Genomic DNA, 22924 nt, shown 5'->3' with positions numbered 1-22924 from the left:
CTTGATGCGTAATTGGACGCTTCGATGGTTGGCGCTGTTGAGCGTTGTCGTTCCGGTGGCTGCGGTCGCTGTCCCTCCGCCAGCGGGAGCGGTCACCATCGTGCCGGGGGCGATCTTCAACGACCCGGTCGGTACGACGGCCGAGCAGAACCGAATTCGAGATTATGTCGTCGACCTCATCGACGCGACGGTGTCGGGCGCTGAGGTCCGCATGTCCGGGTACACCATCACGGACAGCGATGTGGCGAACGCCCTGGTGTCGGCGAAGCAGCGGGGCGTCGCCGTCAGGGTGATCATTGACGCCGAGAACCTTGCCCTGGGCTCCAGTCAGTATGCGACTCTCAGTCAGGGCCTTGGTGAGGACCGTTCGCAACCGTCCTGGCTCCTGGTCTGTCCCGTGAATCGAGGGTGCATCGCTGATCGTGACTTGAACAACGACGGCGACAAAGGTATCAATCACAACAAGTTCCTTTTGTTTTCGAACATCAATGGAGCCGCCAATGTGGTGGTGCAGACGTCGGCAAACATGACGACTCCGCAACGGGTCAGGCTCTTCAACAACGCAGTGACGTTGCAAGACGCCGGCATCTACAACAGTTACCAGGCGTACTTCGATGACCAGGTGGCCTACGGCACTGCCCCGGTCGGGGTGGACCACTACTACAAGACGTTCACCAGTGGCCCGTACAAGACGTACTTCTTCCCCCGCCGCGAGGCCGCCGGCACGTCCTACAAAAACGACCCGAGCACGGACACGGTAAAGCTGATCCTCGACAACGTCAGCTGCGCCGGCGGCACCCAGATCCGGGTGGCGATGTACATCTTTCAACGCACCCACATCGCGCAGAAGCTGGTCGATCTGAAAAAGGCGGGCTGCTCCGTCTATCTGGCCTCTGACGCCACCGACGGCGGGATGGACAGCGCGGTTACCTCCATCGTGTACGGGAAGCTCTCCAAGCGGGTCGAGTGCAATGAGGGGTCTGCGGGGATCGGTGTCCACTCGAAGTACCTGCTCGTCAACGGCACATATGCCGGCCAGGCTGGGAGGAAGGTCGTCTTCACCGGTAGCCACAACTACAGCTGGGGAGCTCTCCGGGCGAACGACGAGACACTCTTGAAGATCAGCAGTTCCTCGATCTACGACCAGTACAAGACCAACCACGACCACCTGATGAGCTACTGCGCTGGAAGCTGAGCGCCCAGCACGCACGGAATCGCCGGAAGGCTTGCCCTTCCGGCGATTCCACGTGCAAAAGTCGTGCGTGCCGGCGTCCAGATCGCCGGCGCCAGATCCACGGGCCGACGCGGGCACGGGCCGCGGCCTCTGGCAGTCGGCCTCGGCCCGGTGGATTCAGCGGGTGCCGTCGAGCACGGGGATCAGTTGTTCCTCCTCGTAGGTCAGGTGTTGTTCGAGTTCGTCGGTGAGCTGGTCGACCCGCTGGCGCAGCCCGTCCGGGTCGAGGGTGTCGTCGGCCAGCACCCCGCGTAGCTGTTCCAGCAGATCGGCCACCCGCCGGTGCTCCGTCCGCAACCGGGTCAGCGTCTCGGCCAGGTCGGGGTGCTGCTGGTCGAGGGCCGGGAACAAGCCGGTGTCCTCCATGGTGTGGTGGTGGTGCAGTCCCTCGCAGACGGTCAGGCAGTTGATCCGCAGCTGCGCGCCCAGCCGGGGTCCGGAGCCGGCCACCTCGGCGCGGATCAGTGCGAGTTCCCGCCGGAATGCGTCGTGCAACAGCTTGAGGCCGGCGCCGGGGGACGGGGCGTCGGGCGGTCCGCCGGCCACCCGGTACAGCGCCACCACGGGGATGACCCGGGTGGTCTTCTCCTGGTACGCGGCCCAGCCGGGGTCGGCTTCCACTGCGCGGGCGAAGACGCTGTCGCGGTCGGCGCCGGTCAGCACCTCGGCGCGGGCCTGGTAGGTGAAGACGCCGTCCTCGACGGTGGCCCGCGGGTCGGCCACCAGGTTGTGGTACCAGTCGGGGTGCCGCGGCGCGCCGCCGGCGGAGGCGATCACCAGGATTCGGTCCCCGCCGTCGGGCAGGTAGCCGATCGGGGTGGTGTGCGGGGCTCCGGTGCGCGCCCCGGTGGTGGTGAGCAGGATGAGCCGGCTGCCCGCGAAGGGGCCGCCGACCCGGCCGGAGTTGGCCCGGAACTCGTCGATGATCTGCTGGTTGAAGTCGTTGGGCATGCGCTGCTTTCGGTCGAGGGCGTGGGGCCGATCGGCGGCCGCACGGAGGTCGCGCCCGCCGCCCGGTGGTCGGGCCGGCGCGAGGGAAAGGACGGTTGTGGTCACCCGGCACGAGGCGCGGGGACGGCGCGCGAGCATGCGCGCGTGGCGGCGGACCTGTCGGCGGGGTCGGCGGGCCGCGGGCCCGCCCGCGGCTCACGAGATAGCCGGGTGCCCTGTCCGCTCGTGGCCCATGGCCGACCCGGCAGTCACGCATTCGACCCTACTGTCATCCGGCTCCGCCCGGCAAATGATCTTTCCGGTCGGTCCGGTGGTGCTGCGCGCCCAGCGCGATGGAGGTGTTGTATCCCATGGTGTTGATGGACATGGCCGCCTCGAACTTGTCGGGTGCGGCGCCGAGCATCAGGTTGATCTGGCACAGGTTCGCGGCGCCGAAGGACACTCCCCAGAGGGCCCCGGCGAGGATCAGCCCGGGCCGGGTGTGCCCGACCGTGAGCAGCAGCAGCATCGCCGCGACCAGCCCGGCGCAGGCGATGACGAAGCTGAGCCGCGGGTTCCTGGTCACCGTGTGGCCGGCGATGAAGTTGCCGGCCGCGCCGCCGACGCCGTACCTGACGAGCAACGCGCTGATGAAGGCGGCGGAGGCGGACGAGTGCTCCTCGGCGAAGGGCCGGATGAAGGTGTACGCGCCGAAGTGGCCGAGCACCTACAGCGTCACGGCGAGCAGCACCAGCCGCAGCTGCGCGTGCTGGAACGGGAGCCGGAAGACCTCCCGGACCGGGACGGCGTTCTCCGAGGGCAGCCTGGTGCCAGGATGCGGGGATGGCGTACGACGAGGATCTCGCGAACCGGGTACGAAGCCTGCTCGGGCGTGAGCCCGGGATCGGCGAGCGGCGGATGTTCGGCGGCCTGGCGCTGATGCTCAACGGCAATATGGCCGTGGTGGTCCGCGGCGAGGGTGGCCTGATGGTCCGGGTCGACCCGGCGCGGTCCGAGCGGCTGCTGACCGAACCCGGCACCCACGCGACGCGGATGCGCGGCCGGGCCCTGCGCGGCTGGGTCACCGTCGAGCCGTCGGCCTGCGTTGCGGACGGCGACCTGCGTCGCTGGGTCGACCGGGGCGTCACCTACGCCCGGGGCCTGCCGGCCAAGTGATCGCCGGTCGGCTGGTGGCTCGGCTCTGAGCGATGGCGATCCAACCGGCCCACCTCGGGGGTGGGCCGGTCAGGCCGGGGTGTCGGCGAGTTGGGTGATGAGGAACTCGAGCCGCTCCTCCTGACCGTCCGCGGGAATACGGCCACTGCCCGACAGGGTGGCTATGCCGTGCAGTGCGCTCCAGATGACCTCCGCGAACAGTTCGCGTCGCGGGTTGTCCGGGCGGAAGCAGCTGACGAATTCGTCGAAGCCCGCGCGCAGCGGAGGTGGTGTCTCGGCGTGCGCGAACTTCACGTCGGTTGGCATGACGAACATGGCCTGGTAGAGGGCGGGCCGGTCGGTGGCGAACTCCAGGTAGGCGCGGCAGACGGCGTGCAGGGCCTGCCGTGGCTCGGGGTTGGCCAGCCGGGCACGGCGCAGGTGGGCGGCGAGGTCGCCGAAGCCGTCGATCGCGACGGCGCGGACGATGGCGTCCTTGCCGCTGAAGTGGCTGTAGAGCACGGGCTGGCTGTACTCGACGAGTTCGGCGAGCCTTCGCGTCGTCACCGCCTCCCAGCCTTCGGCCTCGGCGAGTTCGCGGGCTGCGGTGACGATCAGCTGATGACGCTGAGCGCGTTCGCGTTCACGGCGCTGCTTGATGGCGGACATGATGTGATCCTAGCAACGCTAGACATCCTGTCGAAGGTATGTCTATCGTCGGCAATACAACTAGCGCCGCTAGCATTCCTGGGCGCTGCTACCGGGGAGGAAGCAACCATGCTCACCAACGTCGCCACCGTGCTCGCCGGACTGATCGGCGTGGGCGTCATCGTCATGGGCGCACGCGCCTTCTGGGCGCCGCAGGCCGCGGCTGGATTCGGCATCCCCGACACACCGACCGAGGACCGCAGCTTCCAGGCATGGTTGGGCGTCAAGGCCGTGCGCGACATGGCCTGCGGGCTCTTCATCCTCATCCTGCTGGCCAACGGGTCGCCCCACCTGCTGGGCTGGTTCATGCTGGCCGCCACCGGCATACCCGTGGGCGACGCGTTGATCGTGCTGCGCAGCAACGGGCCCAAGGCGGCCGTCTACGGCGTCCACGGCGCCACCGCGGTGGTGATGCTGGCGATCAGCGTGCTCCTCCTCGTCGGGTGACCGGCTGGACCTAGACCGCGCCGGACAGGTACTCCCTGCGTCGCTGCGGGTCGAACTTCGCGATCGCGTACCGGAGCATGACCCGTGGCATGGCTCGGTACCGTCCCGCCAGGAACTCTTCCTCCGCCGCTCTGTCCCGGTTGCCCACCTCGCGCAGCATCCAGCCCACCGCCTTGTGGACGAGGTCGTGCGGGTCACGCAGGAGCTGTTCGCTGAGCCGGAAGGTCCAGTCGAAGTCGCCGGCCCTGATGAAGGCGAAGGTCGCCATGATGGTGATCCGCCGGTCCCACACCAGGCTCGACCCGGCCAACCGATCCAGGACGCCGCGGTCCTTGTCGATCAGCCAGGGGCCGACGATGTACGGCGCGGACGAGTCCACCAGGTCCCAGTTGTTGATGTGGCCGGTGTTGGCCAGGACGGTGTGGAAGACCCGGCCCCGTTCCTTCTCGTCCCCCTTGGCGAACTTGCGCACCAGGATGAAGAGCGACGTCAGCCTTTCCTCGTGCACGCCGCTGGTCAGCAGCTTCCCGGTGTCGGCCAGGGAGAGGTCGCGCCAGTACCGGCCGGCCACCCTGCGCTGTTCCGGCACGGGGACGCCGATGGCCCGGTCGCCCTCGCCGTATCCGCCCGGAACCATCTGCAGAAACCGGCTCACCGCCGCCGCCCGGCCCGGGTCGGCGAGGCCGGCGAGTTCATGACGGACGTCCGCGCACGTGGCCATGACCGGTCAACCTACCGCGCCCGCCTGACAGGCTGGGCGGATGATGCTGACGGAGAAGTTCGAGTGGCGTGGACGTGAGGTTCGCCGGTGCCGGACGGGTTCCGGCCCGGACGTCGTCTTCTGCCACGGGACCCCGTGGTCCTCGCAGTTGTGGCGCCCCTTCGCCGAGGCGCTGAGCGATCGGTTCACGGTCCACCTCTGGGACATGCCCGGTTACGGGCAGTCCTCGAAGTCGGCGGACCACCGGGTGTCGTTGGACGTCCAGGGCGAATTGCTCGCCGACCTCGTGACGCACTTCTTTCGGCTCGTGCGCGACAACGCGGAGGTCTTCATCGATTTGCCGGTTCTGGTCGGCTGGGGCAGCGACGACACGTGGATACCGGTCGACCGCGCGCACCGACTGGCCGAACTCATCCCCGGCGCGCAGCTCAAGGTGATCGAGGCGGCGGGTCACCTGGTCCAACTTGACCAGCCCGTACAGCTGGCCACGACGCTGAGCCACCGGCTCACCACGCGGACCGCGACGACGTGACGCGACTCCATCGCCGCGCACCCAAGGCGGGCATGAGAGCGCGGGTGACTCCTGGAAGGTCAGGGTCGACGCCTGCGGGGGTTCTCAGGGGCGCGGGCGGGGTTCCGCCGGAGGCGCCCGGATCCGGCGCGCGACCATGATCGTCGGCATGACGAGAGCAGCGACGTTCGCTTTGGTCGCCGGGCCGCTCGCGCTGAGCGGCTACGGCGTGGCCCGTACCATCGGCAGGCTCGACGACGTGTACGGGCCGGGGTTCGACTGGCAACTCGCCCACGTCCTCGGCCTGGCCGGCTTCCTGCTGTTCGTGCCGCTGGTCCTGGGGCTGCGGGCGCTGGTGCCCGCCGGGGCCGTCCGCGACGTGGCCGTCGGCGCCACGTTGCTCGGGCTGGCGGCATCCGTGGTCCAGTTCGGAGCGGACATCGTGCTCGCGTTCATGGCTGCCGACAAGGAGGAGTTGCGGAGCCTGCAGCAGGACTTCGCCGCGCTGCCCGGGGTGCGACCCGCGATCTACGACGTCGGGCCACTGTTCTTCTTCGCCGGGATCGTGGTGGTCGCCGCGCTGGCCGCTCGGGCGGGCCGGCTGCCGTGGTGGAGCCCGGTGGCCCTGCTCGTCGCGGTGCTGTTGCCGCCGGTGAACCTGGACCTCATGCCGCTGGCCGGGCTGTTGATGCTGGTGGCGCTGCTGCCGCTGTGGCAGCCGATCCGGCAGGTGTCGGCGGTGGGCTGAGGCCGCGGCGCGCCCGGGGCGAGACCACCGGCAGCGTCGACGTCAGCGCCGCCGGCGGGTGTTGAGGCGGGCGGCCTGGCGGGTCAGGTGGTCACGCTCGGCGAGGTTGGCGGCCCGGTGGGCCGCCTCGGCGTAGAGCCGGGCCGCCGTGGCCAGGTCGCCGTCGCGTTCGTGCAGGTGCGCCGCCACCGCCGCGTAGCGGGGTAGTGAGTCGTCCAGCGTCGCGAGCGCCGCGAGCCCGGCGCGCGGTCCGTCGGCCTCGCCGACGGCCACCGCGCGGTTGAGCCGGACGACCGGGCTGTCGGTCAGGCGCGTGAGCTCGTCGTACCACTCGACGATCTGCACCCAGTCGGTCTCCTCCGCGGTGGGCGCATCGGCGTGCAGCGCCGCGATGGCGGCCTGGGCCTGGAACTCGCCCAGCCGGTCGCGGGCCAGGGCCGACTGCAGGATCTGCACGCCCTCGGCGATCGACCTGGTGTCCCACCGGCGGCGGTCCTGCTGGGCGAGCGGCACCAGGCTGCCGTCGGGCGCGGTCCGGGTGTCGCGGCGGGCGTGGTGCAGCAGCATGAGGGCGAGCAGCCCCGCCACCTCGGGGTGGTCGATCGCCGCCGCGAGCTGCCGGGTGAGCCGGATGGCCTCGGCGGCCAGGTCGACGTCGCCGGAGTAGCCCTCGTTGAAGACCAGGTAGAGCACGCGCAGCACGGTGGCGACGTCGCCCGGCTGGTCGAAGCGTACGCCGGACACGGTGCGCTTGGCCCGGCTGATCCGCTGCGCCATGGTCGCCTCGGGCACCAGGTAGGCCCGGGCGATCTGGCGGGTGGTCAGCCCGCCGACGGCGCGCAGGGTGAGCGCCACCGCGGACGAGGGGCTCAGCGACGGGTGGGCGCAGAGGAAGTAGAGCTGGAGCGTGTCGTCCACCGCGGGCACCGGCCCGGACGCCGGCTCCTCGTCGACGAGGCCCTCCCGGCGGCGGCGGGCGGCGTCGGCCCGGGTCGCGTCGAGGAACTTGCGCCAGGCCACGGTGACCAGCCAACCCTTCGGGTCGCGGGGCGGGTCGGCCGGCCATACGCGGACCGCCTCGACCAGCGCGTCCTGCACGGCGTCCTCGGCCGCCGCGAAGTCGGCTCCGCGGCGGACGAGGACACCGAGCACGGTCGGCGTGAGGCTCCGGAGCAGGGCCTCGTCCATCAGGTCACTCCGTGATGGTGTGCGACGCGGTCAGGAAGGGGCGCACCTCGAGCCACTCGTGGATCGGCTTCCCGCCCGCACCGGGGGCGGCCGACAGCTCCCCGGCCAGCTCGATGGCGCGCTCGTAGCTGTCGACGTCGATCACCATCCAGCCGGCGATGAGGTCCTTGGTCTCGGCGAACGGGCCGTCGGTGACCGGCGGGCGGCCTTCGCCGTCGTACCGGACGAACGTCCCCTCGGGGGCGAGCGCCTGACCGTCGACGAACTCGCCGGTCTCCTCCAGCCGGGCGGCGAAGTCGTTCATGTACTTCAGGTGAGCCGAGATCTCCTCCGGCGTCCACTGGTCCATCGGCACGTCGTTGACCGCGGCCGGGGCGCCCCGGTAGTGCTTGAGCAGCAGGTACTTGGCCATCTGGTTCTCTCCTCGGTGCTGGTGCGACCCATTCTGGTCGCGTTCACCCCCGGGACGGAGCCGGCCACGGGTTCTCGACATGCCCGTCCGGATTTCTTCTTCTCCCGTGGCTCAGCGGTGGGTGAAGCGTCTCGTGGCGGCCAGGTCACGGCTGGCGCGAGGAGGTGATCGTGCCGAGGGCCGGGTACGAACACCGCGCCCGCCCCAGGGGTGCCCAGGCAGGCACCGGACGAAGCGGCAGCCCGCCGTGGCGCTCCGGCGTCGTCGGCTGGGCCCGACGGTGGGGTCAGGACGGACCTCGGCTGTCGGCCCCTGCCGGCTCCCAGAGCTGGACCACGTTGCCCTCCGGATCGCGCAGGCTGGCGAACCTGCCGTTCGGGTACTCCTCAGGGTCGACGTCGACGGCGACGCCCGCACCGCGCAGTTGGGCGACCATCGCGTCGAGGTCGGCCACCCGGAAGTTCAGCGACCAGGAGTGCTCCGGGCCGCCGAAATGCTCGGAGTCCGAGGGCATTGCCGCCAGCACGGTCGGACCGCGATCCTGCCACCACGAGGACACGTCGTACGACTCCGGCGCCAGATCGACGCCGAGGTGGGTGGCGTACCACCGGTTGATCCGGTCGGGGTCGTGTGCGCGGAAGAAGAACCCGCCGATACCCGTCACGCGTTCCACGGTCTCTCCTCGATCCTCGGCATCGTCCATGTTCGCTCCGATTCTGCCCGGCACCCGCCGCCGACAGAGGCCGTCGAGGGTCACGTCACCACCTCGCTTGCTCCGCCCAGCAACGCGCGGATCTCGTCGGCCTCCGGGTCGCCGAGCTCGTCGAAGACGGCGAGCGCCCGACGCCAGCAGGACCGGGCGCGGTCGGCGTCACCCAGCTCGCCCAGCGACCGCCCCAGCGCCAGCAGGGTCCGCGCCCTGCCGTGTTCGTTGCCGGTGGACCGGTGCAGCCGTACCGCCTCGCGGAAGCGCAGGATCGCCCGGTCGTGATCGCCCAGTTCGGCGTGCGCCTCACCGAGGTTGGCGATGCAGATCGCCTCGGCGTACCGGTCGCCCGCGTCGCGCATCGCCGTCAGCGCCTCCTCGTGGCGGGCGATCGCCTCCCCGGGCTGGCCCAGCAGGACGTGGCACTGGGCCATGTTCTGCAGCGCCACACCCTCACCGCGCCGGTTGCCCCGCAGCCGGTGCTCCGCGCGGGCGAGGGCGAACGTCGCCAGCGCCTCGTCCGGCCGGCCCGCCTCGGCGTGCGCGACGGCCAGGCTGTTCAGGCTGGTGGCCCGCCAGTCCCGGTCGCCACTGGCCTCGTGCAGGCGCAGCGACTCCTGGTACAGCTCGATGGCCTCGGCGTAGCGCCGGCTCTCGCACAGCGCGGTCGCCAGGCTGGCCAGCAGCGCTCCCTCGGCCCGCCGGTCACCGGCGGCACGGGTGGCGGCCACCCCGACGCGGGTCGCCGCCCGCCAGTCCTCCCGGCGCTTGGCGATGTACCAGTACGCCGAGGCGGCCAGCGCGATCCGCCAGGCGTGCCCGGACGCCCCGCCGGACGCCGCCGCGCGGACCACCGGGAGCAGGTTCGTCCGTTCGCTCTCGCACCAGCTCAACGCCGCCTGGTAGGTGCCGACGCGGACCGGTTCGACCAGGGCCGGCGCGGGCGGCGCGAAGTGTGGCCGGTGCGGCTGCAGCACCCGGCCCGCCGCGTCGACGGTGTGCAGGTACCAGTCCAGCAGCCGGTCGAACGCCAGCCGCCGGTGCGCCGCGTTCTCTGCCGCCTCGGCCAGCTCCCTGGCGTACGCGCCCACCAGGTCGTGGAACTGGTAGCGGTCCGGGGCCGGCAGCTGAAGGAGGCTGGCCCGGTGCAACTCGGCGGCCAACTCCCGGACCCGGGGCACGTCGAGACCGGCCAGCGCCGCCGCGGCGTCGACGCCGACGCTCTCGCCGGGGTGCAGGGCCAGCCGCCAGAACAGCTCGGCGGCCGGCGGTGACAGGCAGCGGTGCGACCAGGAGAAGACGGTACGGAGGTTGACGTCCGGACCGTCCGGCCCGGCGAAGGCGTCGAGCCGGCGTCCCTGCCGCAGCTCCCGCAGCAGGTCGCCGAGCGGTCGGTCCGGCAGCTCCAGCGCGCGGGCGGCGACGATCCGGATCGCCAGCGGCACGTGCCCGCAGTAGTCGGCCAGGGCCTCCCGCTCGTCGGGTCGGGACCGGCGCAGGCATCCGGCGACCAGGTCCACCGACTCGACCGGCCGCAGCGGCGCCAGGCTGAGCGGCACCGCCTGCTCGCGCACCACGAGCCCGGTCAGCCGGCGGCGGCTGGTCACCACCACCAGGCCGGCCAGGTTCCCCGGCAGCAGCGGCCGGACCTGGCTGGCGTCGTAGGCGTTGTCCAGCACGAGCAGCAGCCGCCGGCCGTCGGTCAGGCTGCGCATCCGCCCGCTCTGGGCGTCGACCGTGGGCGGGATGTCCGCCGCCGGCACGCCGAGCGAGAGCAGCAGCCGGGGCAGCGCCTCCGCCGGCCGCATCGGGGTGTCAACCGGGCTGAACCCGCGCAGGTCCAGGTAGACCTGGCCGTCCGGGAAGTCGCGCCGGCGCCGGTGCCCCCAGTGCAGGGCGAGGGCGGTCTTGCCGATCCCACCCATGCCGTCGATGACGACGACGCCGGCTCCGTCGCCGCGCCGGACGGCGTCGAGCTGGCCGTCGAGCGTGGTGAGTTCGGCACGCCGGCCGACGAACACGCCGTGCGCGGGTGGCAGCTCGGCCGGCCGTACGGGTGGATCGGCGCGGGTGCCGCGCGGCCGGCTGCCCGCCGGCCGGCTTGGTGCGACCTCCAGCGTGGGGTCGGCCCGCAGGATCGCGGCTTCCAGCTGCCGCAGTTCCGGTGTGGGATCGAGGCCGAACTCGGCGACCAGCCGGGCCCGCAGGTCGCGGTAGGTCCGCAGGGCCTCGTCGGTGCGTCCCTCCCGGTGCAGCACCAGCATGAGCTGACCGAGCAGCCGCTGCCGGAAGGGATGCTCGGCGACCAGCTTGGTCAGCTCGTCCAGCGCCTCCCGGGACCGGCCCAGCCGGATCCGTGCCTCCAGCCGGTCCTCCACCGCCGTCCACATCACCTCGCGCAGGCCGGCGCAGAGGCGGTCCCGTACGTCGGTCGGGGCGACGTCGGCCAGCGGGTCGCCCCGCCACAGCTCGAGCGCCCGGTCGAACAGCTCGACCGCGGGCGCGTCGTCGGCCTGCCGCGCCCGGGCGACCAGGTCGGTGAAGCGGTGCACGTCGACCGCGCCCGGATCCACCCGCAGCAGGTAGCCGCCGCTGGTGTGCAGGATCTCGCGGCTGTCCGGCGGGTCGGCGTCGGCCGCGTCGCGGGCGCGGCGCAGGCCGGCACGTAGTCGGGAGACGAGCGCCTGGAGCGTGCCCCGGGCGGAAGCCGGCGGGTCGGACCCCCAGACGAGCTCGACGAGCCGGTCCACCGTCACCGGCCGGCCGGGTTCCAGCAGGAGCAGCCCGAGCACCAGGCGCTGCTGGCGGGAGCCGAGATCGATCGACGTGCCGGCGGCGTACGCCTCGACCGCACCGAGGACCCGGAACTCCACCTGGTCACCTCCGGCCGTCCATTATGGCCGCCGCGCGGCAAGCCGTCTGCAGGCTTTCTGCAACCGGCCGGGATGATCCTTCGCGCGATCGGATCTCACGAGGATCGATCCGTCCGGGAACCTGCGTCACCTGCCCATCGCGTCCACTGGGAGGTTCATCGTGCCTGTACTCGTACGCCGCCTGCGACCGTGGCTGGTCGCCGGCGGCGACGCCCTGCTCGCCACGGCGTTGACCGTCGCCGTCTGCTGGCTGGTGCTGCGGTCGCTGGCCGGCGGCGCGGCCGGGCCGGTGGGCGCCTATCTGGCCGGCGACCTGACCGGCCTGGCCGCCGCGGTCGCCGCGAGCACCGGCGCGCCGCTGGACTGGAGCATCGGCGCCACCGGCGGCCGGTTGTATCCGATCTCCCTGCTGTTGAGCGGTTCCCAGCTGGCCCTGCTGGTGGCCGGCCCGCTGGCCGCGGCGGCGTTGCTGGCCTGGCGGGCCCGCCGCCGCCCGCGCTCGCCCGGTGCGGCCGCGCTGGCGGCCGGCGGCTACGCGGCCCTGATCGCGGGCCTGTCCGCCGCGGGCGCGGCCACCGCGACGGATCCGCTGGTGCACCTCGCCTCGCCGGCCTGGCTCGCCGGGCTGGCCGCCCTGGCCTGGGCCGGGACCGCCCAGCTGGTCGCGGCCGCGCTGCCCCGGCGTGGGGCGCGGGCGCTGGCCACTCCGGCCCGGGCCGGGGTGCTCGCCCTGGTGCTGGTGGCGGCGGGCGTGGTGGTCGGGCAGCCGGCCGCGGCGCAGCCGGCGCGACCTCCGGCCGAGCGGGTGGTGCCGTTCGTGGGCGACCCGACGCCCGCACCCAGCGGTTACCGGCGGGCCGGGGTGGCCGCCGCGCTCGCACGGGTCACCGCCGAGCAGGGCGAGGCACCGCTCGCCGCGTTCGAGCCGTGGCGCGGGACGCCGTCGATGCTGAGCCTGTCCAGCCGCGTGGGCGGGGACGTGCCGGGCTGGCTGCGGCGCAACTCGGGCCTGTTCGGCGTGGCCGACGCGAGCGCCCAGCTACGGCCGCTGCGCGAGCAGCGCGAGCGGACCGGTGAGCGGCACGTGTGGTTCGAGCAGCACGTGGGCGGGGTGCCGGTCTACGGCTCCCGGGTCGGCGTGCACCTGGACGCCACCGGCCGCACGGTGGAGTTCCTGACCAACTCGCTGGAGCCGGACCTGATCGTGGACCGGGTCAGCGCCGCGGTCAGCGCGGAGACCGCGACGGCGAACGCCCGCCGCGCGCTGCCCGACGGGTCGTTGGTGGAGCCGGCGAAGCTGTACCTGCTGCCCGCCGGGGCGGATCCGGGCCGGCGTACGCCGACCGTGCTGGCCTGGCACGTCTGGCTCACCGACGCCCGGCAGGGCGTGTCGACGTCGTACTTCGTCGACGCGGCGACCGGGCGGCTGGTGTACGCGCTGCCGCGCACCGCGCACGCCAAGAACCGGCGCATCTACGACCTGAACAAGCTCTCCGACGACAAGGTGCCGGTGTTCCCGAAGCGGGCGGAGGGCGACGGACCCAGCGGCATCCAGGACGTGGACGAGGCGTACGACAACCTCGGCCACACCTACGACTACTACCACCAGACCTTCGGCCGGGACAGCTTCGACGACGAGGGTGGCCAGCTGCGGGCGCTGGTGCGGGTGCGGCAGAACCCGGACCGACCGATGCGCAACGCGATGTTCATACCGGACGTCATCGACACCATGGTGTTCGGCGAGGAGATGACCAAGCTGGACGTGGTGGCGCACGAGCTGACCCACGGGGTCACCTTCGAGACCGCCGACCTGTGGTACATGTACCAGTCCGGAGCGCTCAACGAGAGCTTCTCCGACATCTTCGCCGAGGCGGTGGAGAAGTTCGCCACCGGCAGCAACGACTGGCTGGTCGGCACCGGCATCCCAGGCGGCCCGCTGCGCAGCATGGCCGACCCGCCGTCGTACGGCGATCCCGGCCACTACCGCGACTTCGAGCGCAGCTGCCTGGACATGGGTGGCGTGCACACCAACTCGGGCATCCAGAACAAGGCGTTCTACCTGCTGTCGCAGAAGATCGGCATCGAGAAGGCGGCCCGGATCGCGTACCGCACCCTGACCACGTACCTGGCCCCGCGGGCCCGGTTCACCGACTCCCGGGTCGGCTTCATCGAGTCGGCCAACAAGCTGTACGGCAAGGGCTCGACCGAGGCCAAGGAGGCGGCCGCCGCGTGGACCGCTGTCGGTGTCGACGGCGTGTACGAGCAGGACCGGCAGGACTGCCTGTGCATCGCCGACACCTCGCTGACCGGGGTGGGCCCGGAGGGCCTGGAACCGCAGGGCCCGGGCGTGGACGCGGTGCTCGGCGCGCTGCTGCACGTGCGGGACCTGTTCGCCGACGGGCGCACCCCGGCGCTGCGGCACTACGAGGTCATCTACGCCGACGGCGGCGACCGGGCGATCGCGCTGATGACCGCCGACGACGACCTGCGCCGGCGTACCGCCCACGCGATGCAGACGCTGCAACCGGTGCTGCAGACCGTCGGCACCCTGGACGGTGACGCCACCGTGGTGACAGCGGCGATGCTCACCGAGCTGGAGACGCTGCTGCGCGACTACGCGGCAGCCGACCGGGCGGCCGGTGGCGGCGAACTGGCGTCGGTCATCGAGACCGAGCTCGGCAAGGCGAACTTCCCGGCGCTGTCCGGGCTGACCGCCAACCAGGCGCTGTCGTACCTCGACACGCACGTCGGCTGATTCCTTCTCCGGTGGTGGCGGGCGCACCCGCGCCCGCCACCACCGCACGCCCAGACGAGGACCTCCATGCATCCATCCCTTCCCGCCCCGCGGTCCCGGGCCGTGCGGCGGCTCGCCGCCGCGGTGGCCGGCGTGCTGGCCGCGGCACTGCTCACCGCTCCCACTCCCGCGACCGGTGCCGCGGCCGACAAGCTCCAGCCCGCGGCGCGCCAGGCGCTGGCCGGCGGACGCACCGCCGACCTGATCGTCGAGCTGGCCGAGCGCGCCGACCTGCGCCCGGCCCGCGAGCTGCGCACCCACGCCCAGCGCACCGCGTACGGCCAGCGGACCCTGTCCGCGCTCGCCGAACGCAGCCAGCGCGGCATCCGGCAGCTGCTCACCCAGCGCGGGGTGGGTCACCGCCCGTTCTGGATCGTCAACGCGGTCCACGTCGAGGACGCCGACGCGAAGCTCGCCGCCGAACTGGCCCGCCGGCCCGAGGTGCGCACCGTACGCACCATGCGCACCTTCCAGCTGCCCGAGCCGACTCCGGTGCAGCGGGCCGAGGCGGCCGCGGCGGTCGAGTGGAACATCGACCGCATCCAGGCGCCGCAGGTGTGGTCGCAGTACGGCGTGCGCGGTGAGGGCATCGTGGTCGCCAGCATCGACAGCGGGGTGCAGTTCGACCACCCCGCGCTGGTCCGCCAGTACCGGGGCAACGTCGGCGACGGCGTGTTCGACCACCGGTTCAACTGGTACGACCCGTACGGGCAGTGCCTCACCGCGCCCTGCGACACCAACGGCCACGGCACGCACACCATGGGCACGATGGTCGGCGACGACGGCGACGGCACCCAGATCGGCGTCGCGCCCGGCGCGCGGTGGGTGGCCGCCCGCGGCTGCGTCGGCAGCGGCTGCACCGAACTGGCCCTGCTGCTGGCCGGCGAGTGGGTGATGGCGCCGTTCGACGACACCTTCACCAGCCGTCCGGACCTCGCCCCGCACATCGTCAACAACTCGTGGGGATCGCCGAACAGCGACCCGTTCTACAGCCAGGTGGTCAGCCGGTGGATCGAGGTCGGCATCATGCCGGTCTTCTCCGCGGGCAACAGCGGCCCCGACTGCGACACCGTCGGATCACCCGCCGACTACACCCAGGCGTACGCGGTGGCGGCGTTCGACGCCGAGGGCGCCATCGCCGACTTCTCCAGCCGCGGCACGGCCGCCGCGGAGATCAAGCCCGACATCGCGGCGCCCGGCGTCGCGGTGGTCTCCTCGCTGCCCGGCGGGCGCTACGAGGCGTACAACGGCACCTCGATGGCGGCGCCGCACGTCTCCGGGGCGGTCGCGCTGCTGTGGTCGGCGACCCCCGAGCTGATCGGCGACATCCCGGCGACCCGGGCCCTGCTCGACGGCGGCGCGGTCGACGTCGCCGACGCGCAGTGCGGCGGCACCGCGGCCGACAACCCGGTGTGGGGCAAGGGCCGCCTCGACGTGCACGCCGCGGTCGCCGCCGCGCCCCGCGGCCCCCGCGGCACGCTCACCGGCGTCGTGCGGGGGGCCGACGGACCGGTCGTCGGCGCGTCGGTGCGGCTCAACGGGCCCAACCGCACCGAGCGGGTGGCCACCACCGACGCCACCGGCCGCTACACCGTCACCGTTCCGCCCGGCGGCTACACGGTGGCGGTCAAGGCGTTCGGGTTCAGCGACGGCGCCACCTCGGTCACCGTGACCGCCGACAGCACCGCCACCGCCGACCTGACCCTCGTCGCGCTGGCCCGGCACCCGATCAGCGGGGTGGTCCGCGACCCGGGCGGCGTGGGTGCGGCCGGCATCTCGGTGAAGCTGCTGGCCACGCCGCTGCCCCCGGTCGTCACCGGGCCCGACGGGACGTACCGGATCGACAACGTGCCGGTCGGCGGGTACACCCTCACGTTCGGGGCGGGCCGTTGCCTCAGCGCGGGCAGCCGGCAGGTGACGGTCGACGGGCCGGAGACCATCGATCTGTACCCGCCGGCCCAGGTGGACAGCTCCGGCTACCAGTGCAACGGCACCACCGCGCCGTTCCCGACCGGCACCACCGCGCTGGCGCTCACCGGCGACGACGAGTCGGCGCAGGTGAACCTGCCGTTCCCGGTGCCGTTCTACGGTCGCAACCACACCACCATGTGGGTGGCCACCAACGGGTTCCTCAGCTTCGACCGGGCCGCTGACAACTCCATCAACCGCGAGGTGCCCAACCCGTCCACGCCGAACGCGTCGGTCTTCGCGTTCTGGGACGACCTGGTCGTCGACGCGCAGGCCACGGTGCGGACCGCCAGCTACGGCACCGCGCCGGACCGGCGGTTCGTGGTCGAGTGGCGCAACGTGACCTTCTGGGAGGACGAGACGCAGCGGGTCACCTTCGCCGCCGAACTGTCGGAGACCGGCGCGGTCACCGTGTACTACGGCGACCTGACCTCCGCCGCCGTGGCCCGCGGCGCGGGCGCGAGCGTGGGCGTGGAGAACCAGACCGGTACGGTCGGGTTGGAGTACTCCCGCGACGTGGCGGCGCTGCGCCCGCACAGCGCGGTCACGTTCCGGGCGGCCGGGTCGCTGTACGGCACGGTCAGCAAGCCCGACGGGTCACCGGCCGCCAACGCGCAGATCTCTGCGGTCACCGGTGACTCGCCCGCGGTGACCACCACCGCCGCGGCCGACGGCACGTACGTGCTGCACCTGCCGCTGGGCACGTACACCGTGGACGTCTCGCTGGTCACGTTCGGGATCCACCGGTCCACCGTGGTGCTGGACACCAGCGGCGAGCGGGTGCGCCACGACGTGCGGCTGTCGCTCAACGAGCGCACGGTGAGCGGCGTGATCCGGGACTCGCTCGGTCAACCGGTGCGGGGGGCGGATGTCTGGCTCGCGCACAGCGAGCTGCCGACCGTACGGATGACCACCGGCGCGGACGGGGCGTACCGGTTCACCAAGGTCCCCGAGTCCGACGTGGCCACCTACGTCTACGCCAGCGTCCCCGGCTGCCAGCGCGACGGGCGGCTCTACCTGCCGACGATCATCGGCGGCGACGCCGTCAACGACATCACGGTGATCGCCCCGATGGGCGTGGTGGACGGCGCCGACGGGTACGGCTACCAGTGCCTGCTGGGCTCGGTGGAGCCGAGCTTCGCCGACACCACGGTGACGACCAGCGAGTACGGGCCGCCGACCGAGGTCGCGCTGCCGTTCGAGTTCCGGCTGTACGGCCAGCCGTACCGCACTGCGTACGTGTCCCGCTACGGCTACCTGACGTTCGAGCAGTCGGACCACCAGAGCGGCTCGAACAGTTTCCTGCCCAGCACGTCCGGCCCGGACGCCGCGGTGTACGCGTTCTGGGACAGCCTGGCCATGGACGCGTCGTCCCGGGTGACCCACGGCACCGCCGGCACCGCGCCGAACCGGCGGTTCATGGTCTCCTGGCAGGACATGCTGCTCGACGGCGAGCGGATCAGCGTCGACGCGGTGCTGCACGAGAACGGCCGCATCGACGTGCAGCACCGGTTGCTGCCCGACACCGCTGCCGGACGCGGCGACGGCGCGACCGTCGGCATCGAGGACGCCGACTCCTTCCACGCGCAGGAGTACAGCTACCACGACGAGCGGTTGCGTTCCGGGCAGTCGGTGCGGTTCCTGCCGCCCGGCACCGTGACCGGCGTCGTCACCGACGCGACGACCGGCGCGCCGCTGGCCGGGGCGACGGTGGAGTTCCTGCGGCTGGAGGAGGTCGAGGAGGAGGCGGTCACCGACGCCGGCGGCACGTTCACGCTGCGGGTGCCGCTGGGCGACTGGGACCTGGCGGTCGACGCCGCCGGTCACTTCCCCGGCACCGCGCGGCTCCGACTCGACGCGCCGTACGGCACGGTGCGCCGGGACGTGCCGGTGACGCCGATCGGCTGACCCGGCGGGTGGATGCGGGGCGTGCCCCGCCCCGCATCCACCCGCGCAAATCGACGAGCGCGCACCCGCGGGGGGACTGCTCGCGGGTCACGCGTACATCAGGTGCAGCGTCATTCCGGCGTCGGCGTGTGCCAGGTTGTGGCAGTGGTTGGCCCACATCCCGGGGTTGTCGGCCCGGAACGCCACCTGCCACACCTCGCCCGGGCGTACGTCGAAGGAGTCCAGCCACAACGGACCGCCGGTCGCCGGCCTCCCGTCCCGGGTCAGCACCAGGACGTGGTGCCCGTGCAGGTGCCACGGGTGCACGACCTGGGACCGGTTCACGATCGTGAATCGGATGACGTCGCCGAAGCGGACGACCTGCGGCGGGATGTCCGGATCCGCCGCGCCGTTGACGGTGTGCGCGTACCGGGGAAGCAGTCCGCGCAGGTCGAGGCCGCGGTCGAGGACAAGGGTGAACGTCTTGTCGAACCGGGACCACGGCACGGGGACGGCGACGCCGTAGCCGAGCGGATCAAGCACCGGCCACCCGTCGGTCGCCGTCGACACCGGCCCGGTCGCGTAGACCTGGCGTCCGTCCACGAACAGCGCCACCGGCGTGGCGGGTGCGGTGAACACCAGGTCGTAGCGGCCCCCGGCCGGGATCAGCACGGCGGTGTCCGCCAGCGGCGTGGGGCCCCGCAGGTCGTAACCGTCGATCGCGGCGACCCGGAACGGCGTGCCGGCCAGGGCGTACCGGTGCGTCGTGCTGTCGGTGTTGATCAGCCGCAGCCGCACCGGCGCTCCAGGCTGGATCGGCTCCGTTCGCGCCGCGGGCAGCGGCAGGCCGGACAGGGTGTGCACCGGCACGGTGACGTCGACGCCGGTCACCGGCGCCGGGCGTACCACCAGGACGCCGTAGAGCCCCCTGCGCACGCCGACGTCGGACGCCGAGTGGGTGTGGTACCAGTACGTCCCGACCTGGTCGGCCCGGAACCGGTAGACGAACTCCTGGCCGGGCAGCACCGCCGCCTGCGTCACGCCCGGCACCCCGTCCTGGCTGTTCGGCACGTCGTACCCGTGCCAGTGCAGAGTGACCCCGCGCCCGATGTCCCGGTTGCGCAGCGTCACCTCCAGCACGTCGCCCACGGTGGCGGTCAGCTCCGGCCCGGGCACCTGCCCGTTGAACGCCCACGCCGCCACGTCCCGGCCGCCCACGGTCACCGTGGCGGTCCCGGCCGTCAGGGTGAACCGCCGGTTCGGCTCGCCCGCGGTCCGCGTCTCCCGGTACTGGTGATCATACGGTACGGCGGGAGCGGGCGCCGGGGTGACGGTCAGCCCGGTTCCGGTCACCAGCGCCGCGACCGCCACCGCGACGGCCGCCCGGGACACCGTCGGTGACGGGCGGGCGCCGAGGAGGCGCCAGGTGAGCGCGGTCGCCGCGACGACGCCGGCGAGCGCCAGCAGCCCGACGCCCGCTGACGCCGGGTAGCCGTGCAGGACCGTGACGAGCAGGCCGGCGCTCGCGGCGTACCCGGCGCAGAGCAGCGGGACCGCGACGGACCGGACGTCGCCCGCGGCCCGCGGCAGCCGCGACCCGGCGACGACCACGCCCGCGACCGACAGCGGCGCGGCGATGAGCACCTTCTCCGCCGCGAACCACCAGCCGGCGCGGGCGAGCGCGGTGACCGTGACGGCCCGGGCGAGCGTGGCGAGCAGCGCCAGGGCGGCCAGCCCCAGGGCGAGCGGCCGGCGCCGGGCGGCCGCCGCGCCGCCGGCGCCCAGCCACCCTGCGGCCGCGAGGACCGCGATCACCAGGTCGACCGCGAGCAGCGAGCCGGTGGTCATGCCGGCTCGCCTTCCGGTACGGCCACCGGGGCGGGGTCGGTCGGCGTCGGGTCGGCCAGCTTCCGCGCGGCCTGGAGGACGCCGACCACCACGTGCACCGCGATGATGCCGTTGAGCGCGTGCAGCCCGGCGATGGTCAGGCCGAACGGCGTGCTGGCGCCCGCGGCGTCGGTCAACCCGTTCGCGAGCCCGGCGAGGAGCACCTGCACGACGACGAGGCCGAGCGGCAGGACCGCCAGTCCGACGGTTCGGCCCGGCGCCTTCGCCAGCACGGCGAACAGGATGGTGAGCAGGGTGAGCACGGGGATGACCGCCATCCCGGTGACGCTGTGCAGCGCGTACGCGTCGTCGCCCGCGGGCTTCGTGAACGCGCCCACGGCGGCGAAGATGAACTGGAAGCCGAACGCGACGAGCGACAGCACGCTGACGATGACGAAGGCCTTGCGCATGGTGAGCTCCTAGTGGTGAGCCGGGGACAGGGTCTGGGCGACGTGGTCGGTGGCGGTGATCGCGCCGTACGCGACCAGCCGCACCAGGTCGGCGTCGTCCGGATGGGAGTACCGCCACAGGGCGACGTCGCCCGGGCTGATCGCGCTGGGCGCGAACGCCGCCAGCAACGCGATCCGGGTGCCGACGCGGTCCGTGCCGGGCAGGTCCCGGACCAGGTCGACGGCCCAGTCCGTGGGCCGGGCCGGGTACCGCCCGTCCTCCCACCGCGCGGTGGCCTTCACGGTCTGCCGCGCCACGTCGCCCAGCAGCTCTCCGCCCCGGATGGCGGCGTCCCGCAACGCCGCGTACGCGACGCCGACCGGGCTGTCCCCGGCCCAGGCCGGAGCCGCCGTCGTGCCGGTGGCGAGGAGGGACAGGCCGCGGCCCGGCTTCTTCGGCTCGCGGGCCGCCCGGGCGTAGAGCCGGCCCCCGACGGAGCGCACCAGCGGGGAGCGTTGCAGGCCACCGGGCAGCAGATCCGGGTCCAGCAGCGCCGAGACGACCCGGTTGATGAAGTGGAAGGCGAGCAGGGTGCCGGTCAGCTCCGGGCGATACGGGCTGGTCCAGCCGGTGGCCCGGGGGTTCCGGCTGGCCTCGGCCCAGCCGACGAACTCGACGTGCCTCGGCTCCGGTGGCGTCCCGTCCCGGGCGATGATCTCGGCCAGCTCGTGCTCGCCGAGGGCGTGCAGCAGCAACACGTGCGCGTCGACGCAGAACCGGCACCGGTTGGCCCGGGACACCGCTGCCGCGACGAGCTCGCGGTCGACCCGGGACGCGTCCCCGGCGAGCAGCGCCTCGCGCATCAGCGCCCAGGTCGCGGCCTGCACCTCCGGCACGGGCGAGAGCGCCTGGAAGGTGGGCACCGGCCCGAGGAACTCGTCCCGCAGCTGCCGGTAGACCGCCGCGGTGAGACCGGTCGCGGCCGACGCCCTCGCGGGGGTGAAGAAGCGGTATGTCATGGGTTCGATGCTGGCCGCGGCGGACCGGGAAGGCGTCGTGCCGCCGCAGACACTTGGCCGTCTCCCGATACCGCGTCCGCGGTACGCCCCAGCTACCGCGTCAGGAGGATGCTCCCCGACGACGGCCGCTCTACAGTTCGATCATGCGCCAGGATCTGCCGTACGCCCTCAGCGGCCTCGCCCTCGGCGGCCTCCTGCTCGGCAACGCCGCGCTCGCGCCGGACGCCGCACCGGTGCGGGCGATCGACGTCGCCCTGGTCCTGCTCATGGCGGCCGCTCTGGCGGTGTGCCGGCGCTTCCCGGTGGTGGCGTTGGCCGCGGTGACCGCCGCCATGCTGGCCCTCCACGTCCGGGTGCACCCCGGGGCGGCCGCCTCGTTCCCGGTCCTCGGCGCCGTCTACCTCGCCGCCTGGCGCGGACGCCGGGCGGCCGCCGTCCTGGCCAGCGTCGTCTTCCTCGGCGCTTTCCTGGCCCGCGACGTCTCGGTCGCGCCCACCGACCGGCCCGGGCAGCTGATCGTCGAGCGGACCTCGCTGCTGCTGGGCTGGTTCGTGGCGGCCAACGTCGCCGGGCTCGTCGCGGGGCAGCGCCGGGCGTACCTGGAACAGGTCGAGCAGCGGGCTATCGAGGCCGAACGCACCCGCGAGGAGATGGCGTTGCGCCGCGCCGGGGAGGAGCGGCTGCGCATCGCCCGCGACCTGCACGACTCGCTGACCCACAGCATCTCCGTGATCAAGGTGCAGGCCGGGATCGCCGTGCACCTGGCCCGCAAGCACCACGAGGAACCGTCGGCCGCGCTGCTGGCGATCCAGGAGGCCAGCGGCGCCGCGATGCGGGAACTGCGGGCGACGCTGGACGTCCTGCGCGCACCGTCCGACGGGGACCGGGTCGGGCTGGCCCGGGTGGACGAGCTGGCGGAGCGGACCCGGGCGGCCGGCGTACCGGTGCGGGTGACCGTCAGCGGTCCGCCGCGGGAGCTGCCCGCCGACATCGACCAGGCCGGCTATCGCGTGGTCCAGGAGGCGCTGACCAACGTGGCCCGCCACGCCGGCCCCGCCACCGCCCAGGTCCACATCGAGTACGCCCCGGCCCAGCTGACCGTGGCGGTGGACGACGACGGTCAGGCGTCGCCGGACCGCCCGGTGGCCCCGGGGGTGGGCCTGCGCGGCATGCGGGAACGGGTCACCGGGCTGGGCGGCACGCTGCGGGCCGCCGCCCGCGACGGCGGTGGGTTCGCGGTACGGGCCACCTTCCCGCTGGACGGTCCGGCATGACCGAGCGCTTGCGTGAGGTCTGGCCAGCTCGGTCCGTCACGGGTCGTGGCGGCTCCGACCGGAGGGAGGAGC

Annotated in this window: 19 protein-coding genes; 8 read left to right on the top strand and 11 right to left on the bottom strand. The window is 72.9% G+C overall.

The window, feature by feature from the left end:
- The first annotated feature begins 28 nt into the window (after positions 1-28).
- Positions 29-1195: a phospholipase D-like domain-containing protein gene (locus tag FHX32_RS22290; RefSeq protein WP_208419148.1), complete on the top strand. Its 1167-nt coding sequence runs from the start codon at positions 29-31 to the stop codon at positions 1193-1195.
- Between the two features lie 156 nt (positions 1196-1351).
- Here the strand turns inward: FHX32_RS22290 and FHX32_RS22285 are convergent, their stop codons facing one another.
- Together FHX32_RS22285 and FHX32_RS22280 are read right to left on the bottom strand one after the other, a co-directional pair.
- A complete protein-coding gene (locus FHX32_RS22285) occupies positions 1352-2185 on the bottom strand; it encodes a nitroreductase/quinone reductase family protein (RefSeq protein ID WP_167186706.1) in 834 nt (277 codons plus the stop codon).
- Positions 2186-2453: 268 nt separating this feature from the next.
- Positions 2454-2891 carry an MFS transporter gene (locus FHX32_RS22280; protein WP_167186703.1) on the bottom strand — a complete coding sequence of 146 codons (438 nt, stop codon included), beginning with the start codon at positions 2889-2891 and terminating at the stop codon, positions 2454-2456.
- Positions 2892-3007: 116 nt separating this feature from the next.
- Here FHX32_RS22280 and FHX32_RS22275 point away from each other — a divergent pair, with 116 nt between their 5' ends.
- Positions 3008-3340 carry a TfoX/Sxy family protein gene (locus FHX32_RS22275; protein WP_167186700.1) on the top strand — a complete coding sequence of 111 codons (333 nt, stop codon included), beginning with the start codon at positions 3008-3010 and terminating at the stop codon, positions 3338-3340.
- A gap of 69 nt (positions 3341-3409) precedes the next feature.
- On the opposite strand, the gene FHX32_RS22270 is transcribed toward FHX32_RS22275, so the two are convergent.
- Positions 3410-3988, bottom strand: coding sequence for a TetR/AcrR family transcriptional regulator (locus tag FHX32_RS22270; protein ID WP_167186697.1), 579 nt, complete (start codon positions 3986-3988; stop codon positions 3410-3412).
- Between the two features lie 108 nt (positions 3989-4096).
- Here FHX32_RS22270 and FHX32_RS22265 point away from each other — a divergent pair, with 108 nt between their 5' ends.
- The gene (locus FHX32_RS22265) at positions 4097-4474 is read left to right on the top strand and encodes a DUF4267 domain-containing protein (RefSeq protein WP_167186693.1); all 378 of its coding nucleotides are present in this window, start codon (positions 4097-4099) and stop codon (positions 4472-4474) included.
- A gap of 10 nt (positions 4475-4484) precedes the next feature.
- Here the strand turns inward: FHX32_RS22265 and FHX32_RS22260 are convergent, their stop codons facing one another.
- A complete protein-coding gene (locus FHX32_RS22260) occupies positions 4485-5195 on the bottom strand; it encodes a DNA alkylation repair protein (protein WP_167186690.1) in 711 nt (236 codons plus the stop codon).
- Positions 5196-5235: 40 nt separating this feature from the next.
- Between FHX32_RS22260 and FHX32_RS22255 the strand changes: the two genes are divergently transcribed.
- Positions 5236-5727: an alpha/beta hydrolase gene (locus FHX32_RS22255; RefSeq protein ID WP_167186687.1), complete on the top strand. Its 492-nt coding sequence runs from the start codon at positions 5236-5238 to the stop codon at positions 5725-5727.
- Between the two features lie 148 nt (positions 5728-5875).
- Complete coding sequence (locus tag FHX32_RS22250; RefSeq protein WP_167186684.1) at positions 5876-6454, top strand: hypothetical protein; 579 nt, start codon at positions 5876-5878, stop codon at positions 6452-6454.
- A 42-nt stretch (positions 6455-6496) separates the two neighbouring features.
- Here the strand turns inward: FHX32_RS22250 and FHX32_RS22245 are convergent, their stop codons facing one another.
- The 4 genes from FHX32_RS22245 to FHX32_RS22230 form a co-directional block, all read right to left on the bottom strand.
- The gene (locus FHX32_RS22245) at positions 6497-7642 is read right to left on the bottom strand and encodes a DUF6596 domain-containing protein (protein WP_167186681.1); all 1146 of its coding nucleotides are present in this window, start codon (positions 7640-7642) and stop codon (positions 6497-6499) included.
- A 4-nt stretch (positions 7643-7646) separates the two neighbouring features.
- Positions 7647-8054, bottom strand: coding sequence for a YciI family protein (locus tag FHX32_RS22240; protein ID WP_167186677.1), 408 nt, complete (start codon positions 8052-8054; stop codon positions 7647-7649).
- Positions 8055-8340: 286 nt separating this feature from the next.
- The gene (locus tag FHX32_RS22235; protein WP_167186674.1) at positions 8341-8727 is read right to left on the bottom strand and encodes a VOC family protein; all 387 of its coding nucleotides are present in this window, start codon (positions 8725-8727) and stop codon (positions 8341-8343) included.
- Positions 8728-8807: 80 nt separating this feature from the next.
- The gene (locus tag FHX32_RS22230; RefSeq protein WP_167186671.1) at positions 8808-11633 is read right to left on the bottom strand and encodes a BTAD domain-containing putative transcriptional regulator; all 2826 of its coding nucleotides are present in this window, start codon (positions 11631-11633) and stop codon (positions 8808-8810) included.
- A gap of 160 nt (positions 11634-11793) precedes the next feature.
- Between FHX32_RS22230 and FHX32_RS22225 the strand changes: the two genes are divergently transcribed.
- Positions 11794-14388 (top strand): M4 family metallopeptidase, encoded by a 2595-nt coding sequence (locus FHX32_RS22225; RefSeq protein ID WP_167186668.1) that lies wholly within the window; start codon positions 11794-11796, stop codon positions 14386-14388.
- Positions 14389-14454: 66 nt separating this feature from the next.
- Entirely contained in the window at positions 14455-18303 is a 3849-nt protein-coding gene (locus tag FHX32_RS22220) for a carboxypeptidase regulatory-like domain-containing protein (RefSeq protein ID WP_167186665.1), read from the top strand.
- An 87-nt stretch (positions 18304-18390) separates the two neighbouring features.
- Here the strand turns inward: FHX32_RS22220 and FHX32_RS22215 are convergent, their stop codons facing one another.
- Genes FHX32_RS22215 through FHX32_RS22205 form a run of 3 tightly spaced genes read right to left on the bottom strand, consistent with a single transcriptional unit; the run spans position 18391 to position 21578 of the window.
- Positions 18391-20130 (bottom strand): multicopper oxidase family protein, encoded by a 1740-nt coding sequence (locus FHX32_RS22215; RefSeq protein ID WP_167186662.1) that lies wholly within the window; start codon positions 20128-20130, stop codon positions 18391-18393.
- Complete coding sequence (locus FHX32_RS22210) at positions 20127-20579, bottom strand: DUF6220 domain-containing protein (protein ID WP_167186659.1); 453 nt, start codon at positions 20577-20579, stop codon at positions 20127-20129. The genes FHX32_RS22215 and FHX32_RS22210 overlap by 4 nt, the downstream gene beginning before the upstream one ends.
- Positions 20580-20588: 9 nt before the next feature.
- Complete coding sequence (locus FHX32_RS22205) at positions 20589-21578, bottom strand: carboxymuconolactone decarboxylase family protein (protein ID WP_167186656.1); 990 nt, start codon at positions 21576-21578, stop codon at positions 20589-20591.
- A 143-nt stretch (positions 21579-21721) separates the two neighbouring features.
- On the opposite strand from FHX32_RS22205, the gene FHX32_RS22200 reads away from it, so the two are divergent.
- Complete coding sequence (locus FHX32_RS22200; protein WP_167186653.1) at positions 21722-22852, top strand: sensor histidine kinase; 1131 nt, start codon at positions 21722-21724, stop codon at positions 22850-22852.
- Positions 22853-22924: the final 72 nt, after the last annotated feature.

The organism is Micromonospora sp. CNZ280 (genome assembly GCF_011759515.1).
This window is presented reverse-complemented; position numbering and strand designations above follow the sequence as displayed.

Coding starts and splice junctions, on each gene's coding strand:
- FHX32_RS22240 (WP_167186677.1), bottom strand. CDS start 8,054: ATGGCCAAGTACCTGCTGCTCAAGCACTACCGGGGCGCCCCGGCCGCG.
- FHX32_RS22270 (WP_167186697.1), bottom strand. CDS start 3,988: ATGTCCGCCATCAAGCAGCGCCGTGAACGCGAACGCGCTCAGCGTCAT.
- FHX32_RS22220 (WP_167186665.1), top strand. CDS start 14,455: ATGCATCCATCCCTTCCCGCCCCGCGGTCCCGGGCCGTGCGGCGGCTC.
- FHX32_RS22200 (WP_167186653.1), top strand. CDS start 21,722: ATGCGCCAGGATCTGCCGTACGCCCTCAGCGGCCTCGCCCTCGGCGGC.
- FHX32_RS22260 (WP_167186690.1), bottom strand. CDS start 5,195: ATGGCCACGTGCGCGGACGTCCGTCATGAACTCGCCGGCCTCGCCGAC.
- FHX32_RS22275 (WP_167186700.1), top strand. CDS start 3,008: ATGGCGTACGACGAGGATCTCGCGAACCGGGTACGAAGCCTGCTCGGG.
- FHX32_RS22215 (WP_167186662.1), bottom strand. CDS start 20,130: ATGACCACCGGCTCGCTGCTCGCGGTCGACCTGGTGATCGCGGTCCTC.
- FHX32_RS22205 (WP_167186656.1), bottom strand. CDS start 21,578: ATGACATACCGCTTCTTCACCCCCGCGAGGGCGTCGGCCGCGACCGGT.
- FHX32_RS22255 (WP_167186687.1), top strand. CDS start 5,236: ATGATGCTGACGGAGAAGTTCGAGTGGCGTGGACGTGAGGTTCGCCGG.
- FHX32_RS22285 (WP_167186706.1), bottom strand. CDS start 2,185: ATGCCCAACGACTTCAACCAGCAGATCATCGACGAGTTCCGGGCCAAC.
- FHX32_RS22245 (WP_167186681.1), bottom strand. CDS start 7,642: ATGGACGAGGCCCTGCTCCGGAGCCTCACGCCGACCGTGCTCGGTGTC.
- FHX32_RS22210 (WP_167186659.1), bottom strand. CDS start 20,579: ATGCGCAAGGCCTTCGTCATCGTCAGCGTGCTGTCGCTCGTCGCGTTC.
- FHX32_RS22250 (WP_167186684.1), top strand. CDS start 5,876: ATGACGAGAGCAGCGACGTTCGCTTTGGTCGCCGGGCCGCTCGCGCTG.
- FHX32_RS22265 (WP_167186693.1), top strand. CDS start 4,097: ATGCTCACCAACGTCGCCACCGTGCTCGCCGGACTGATCGGCGTGGGC.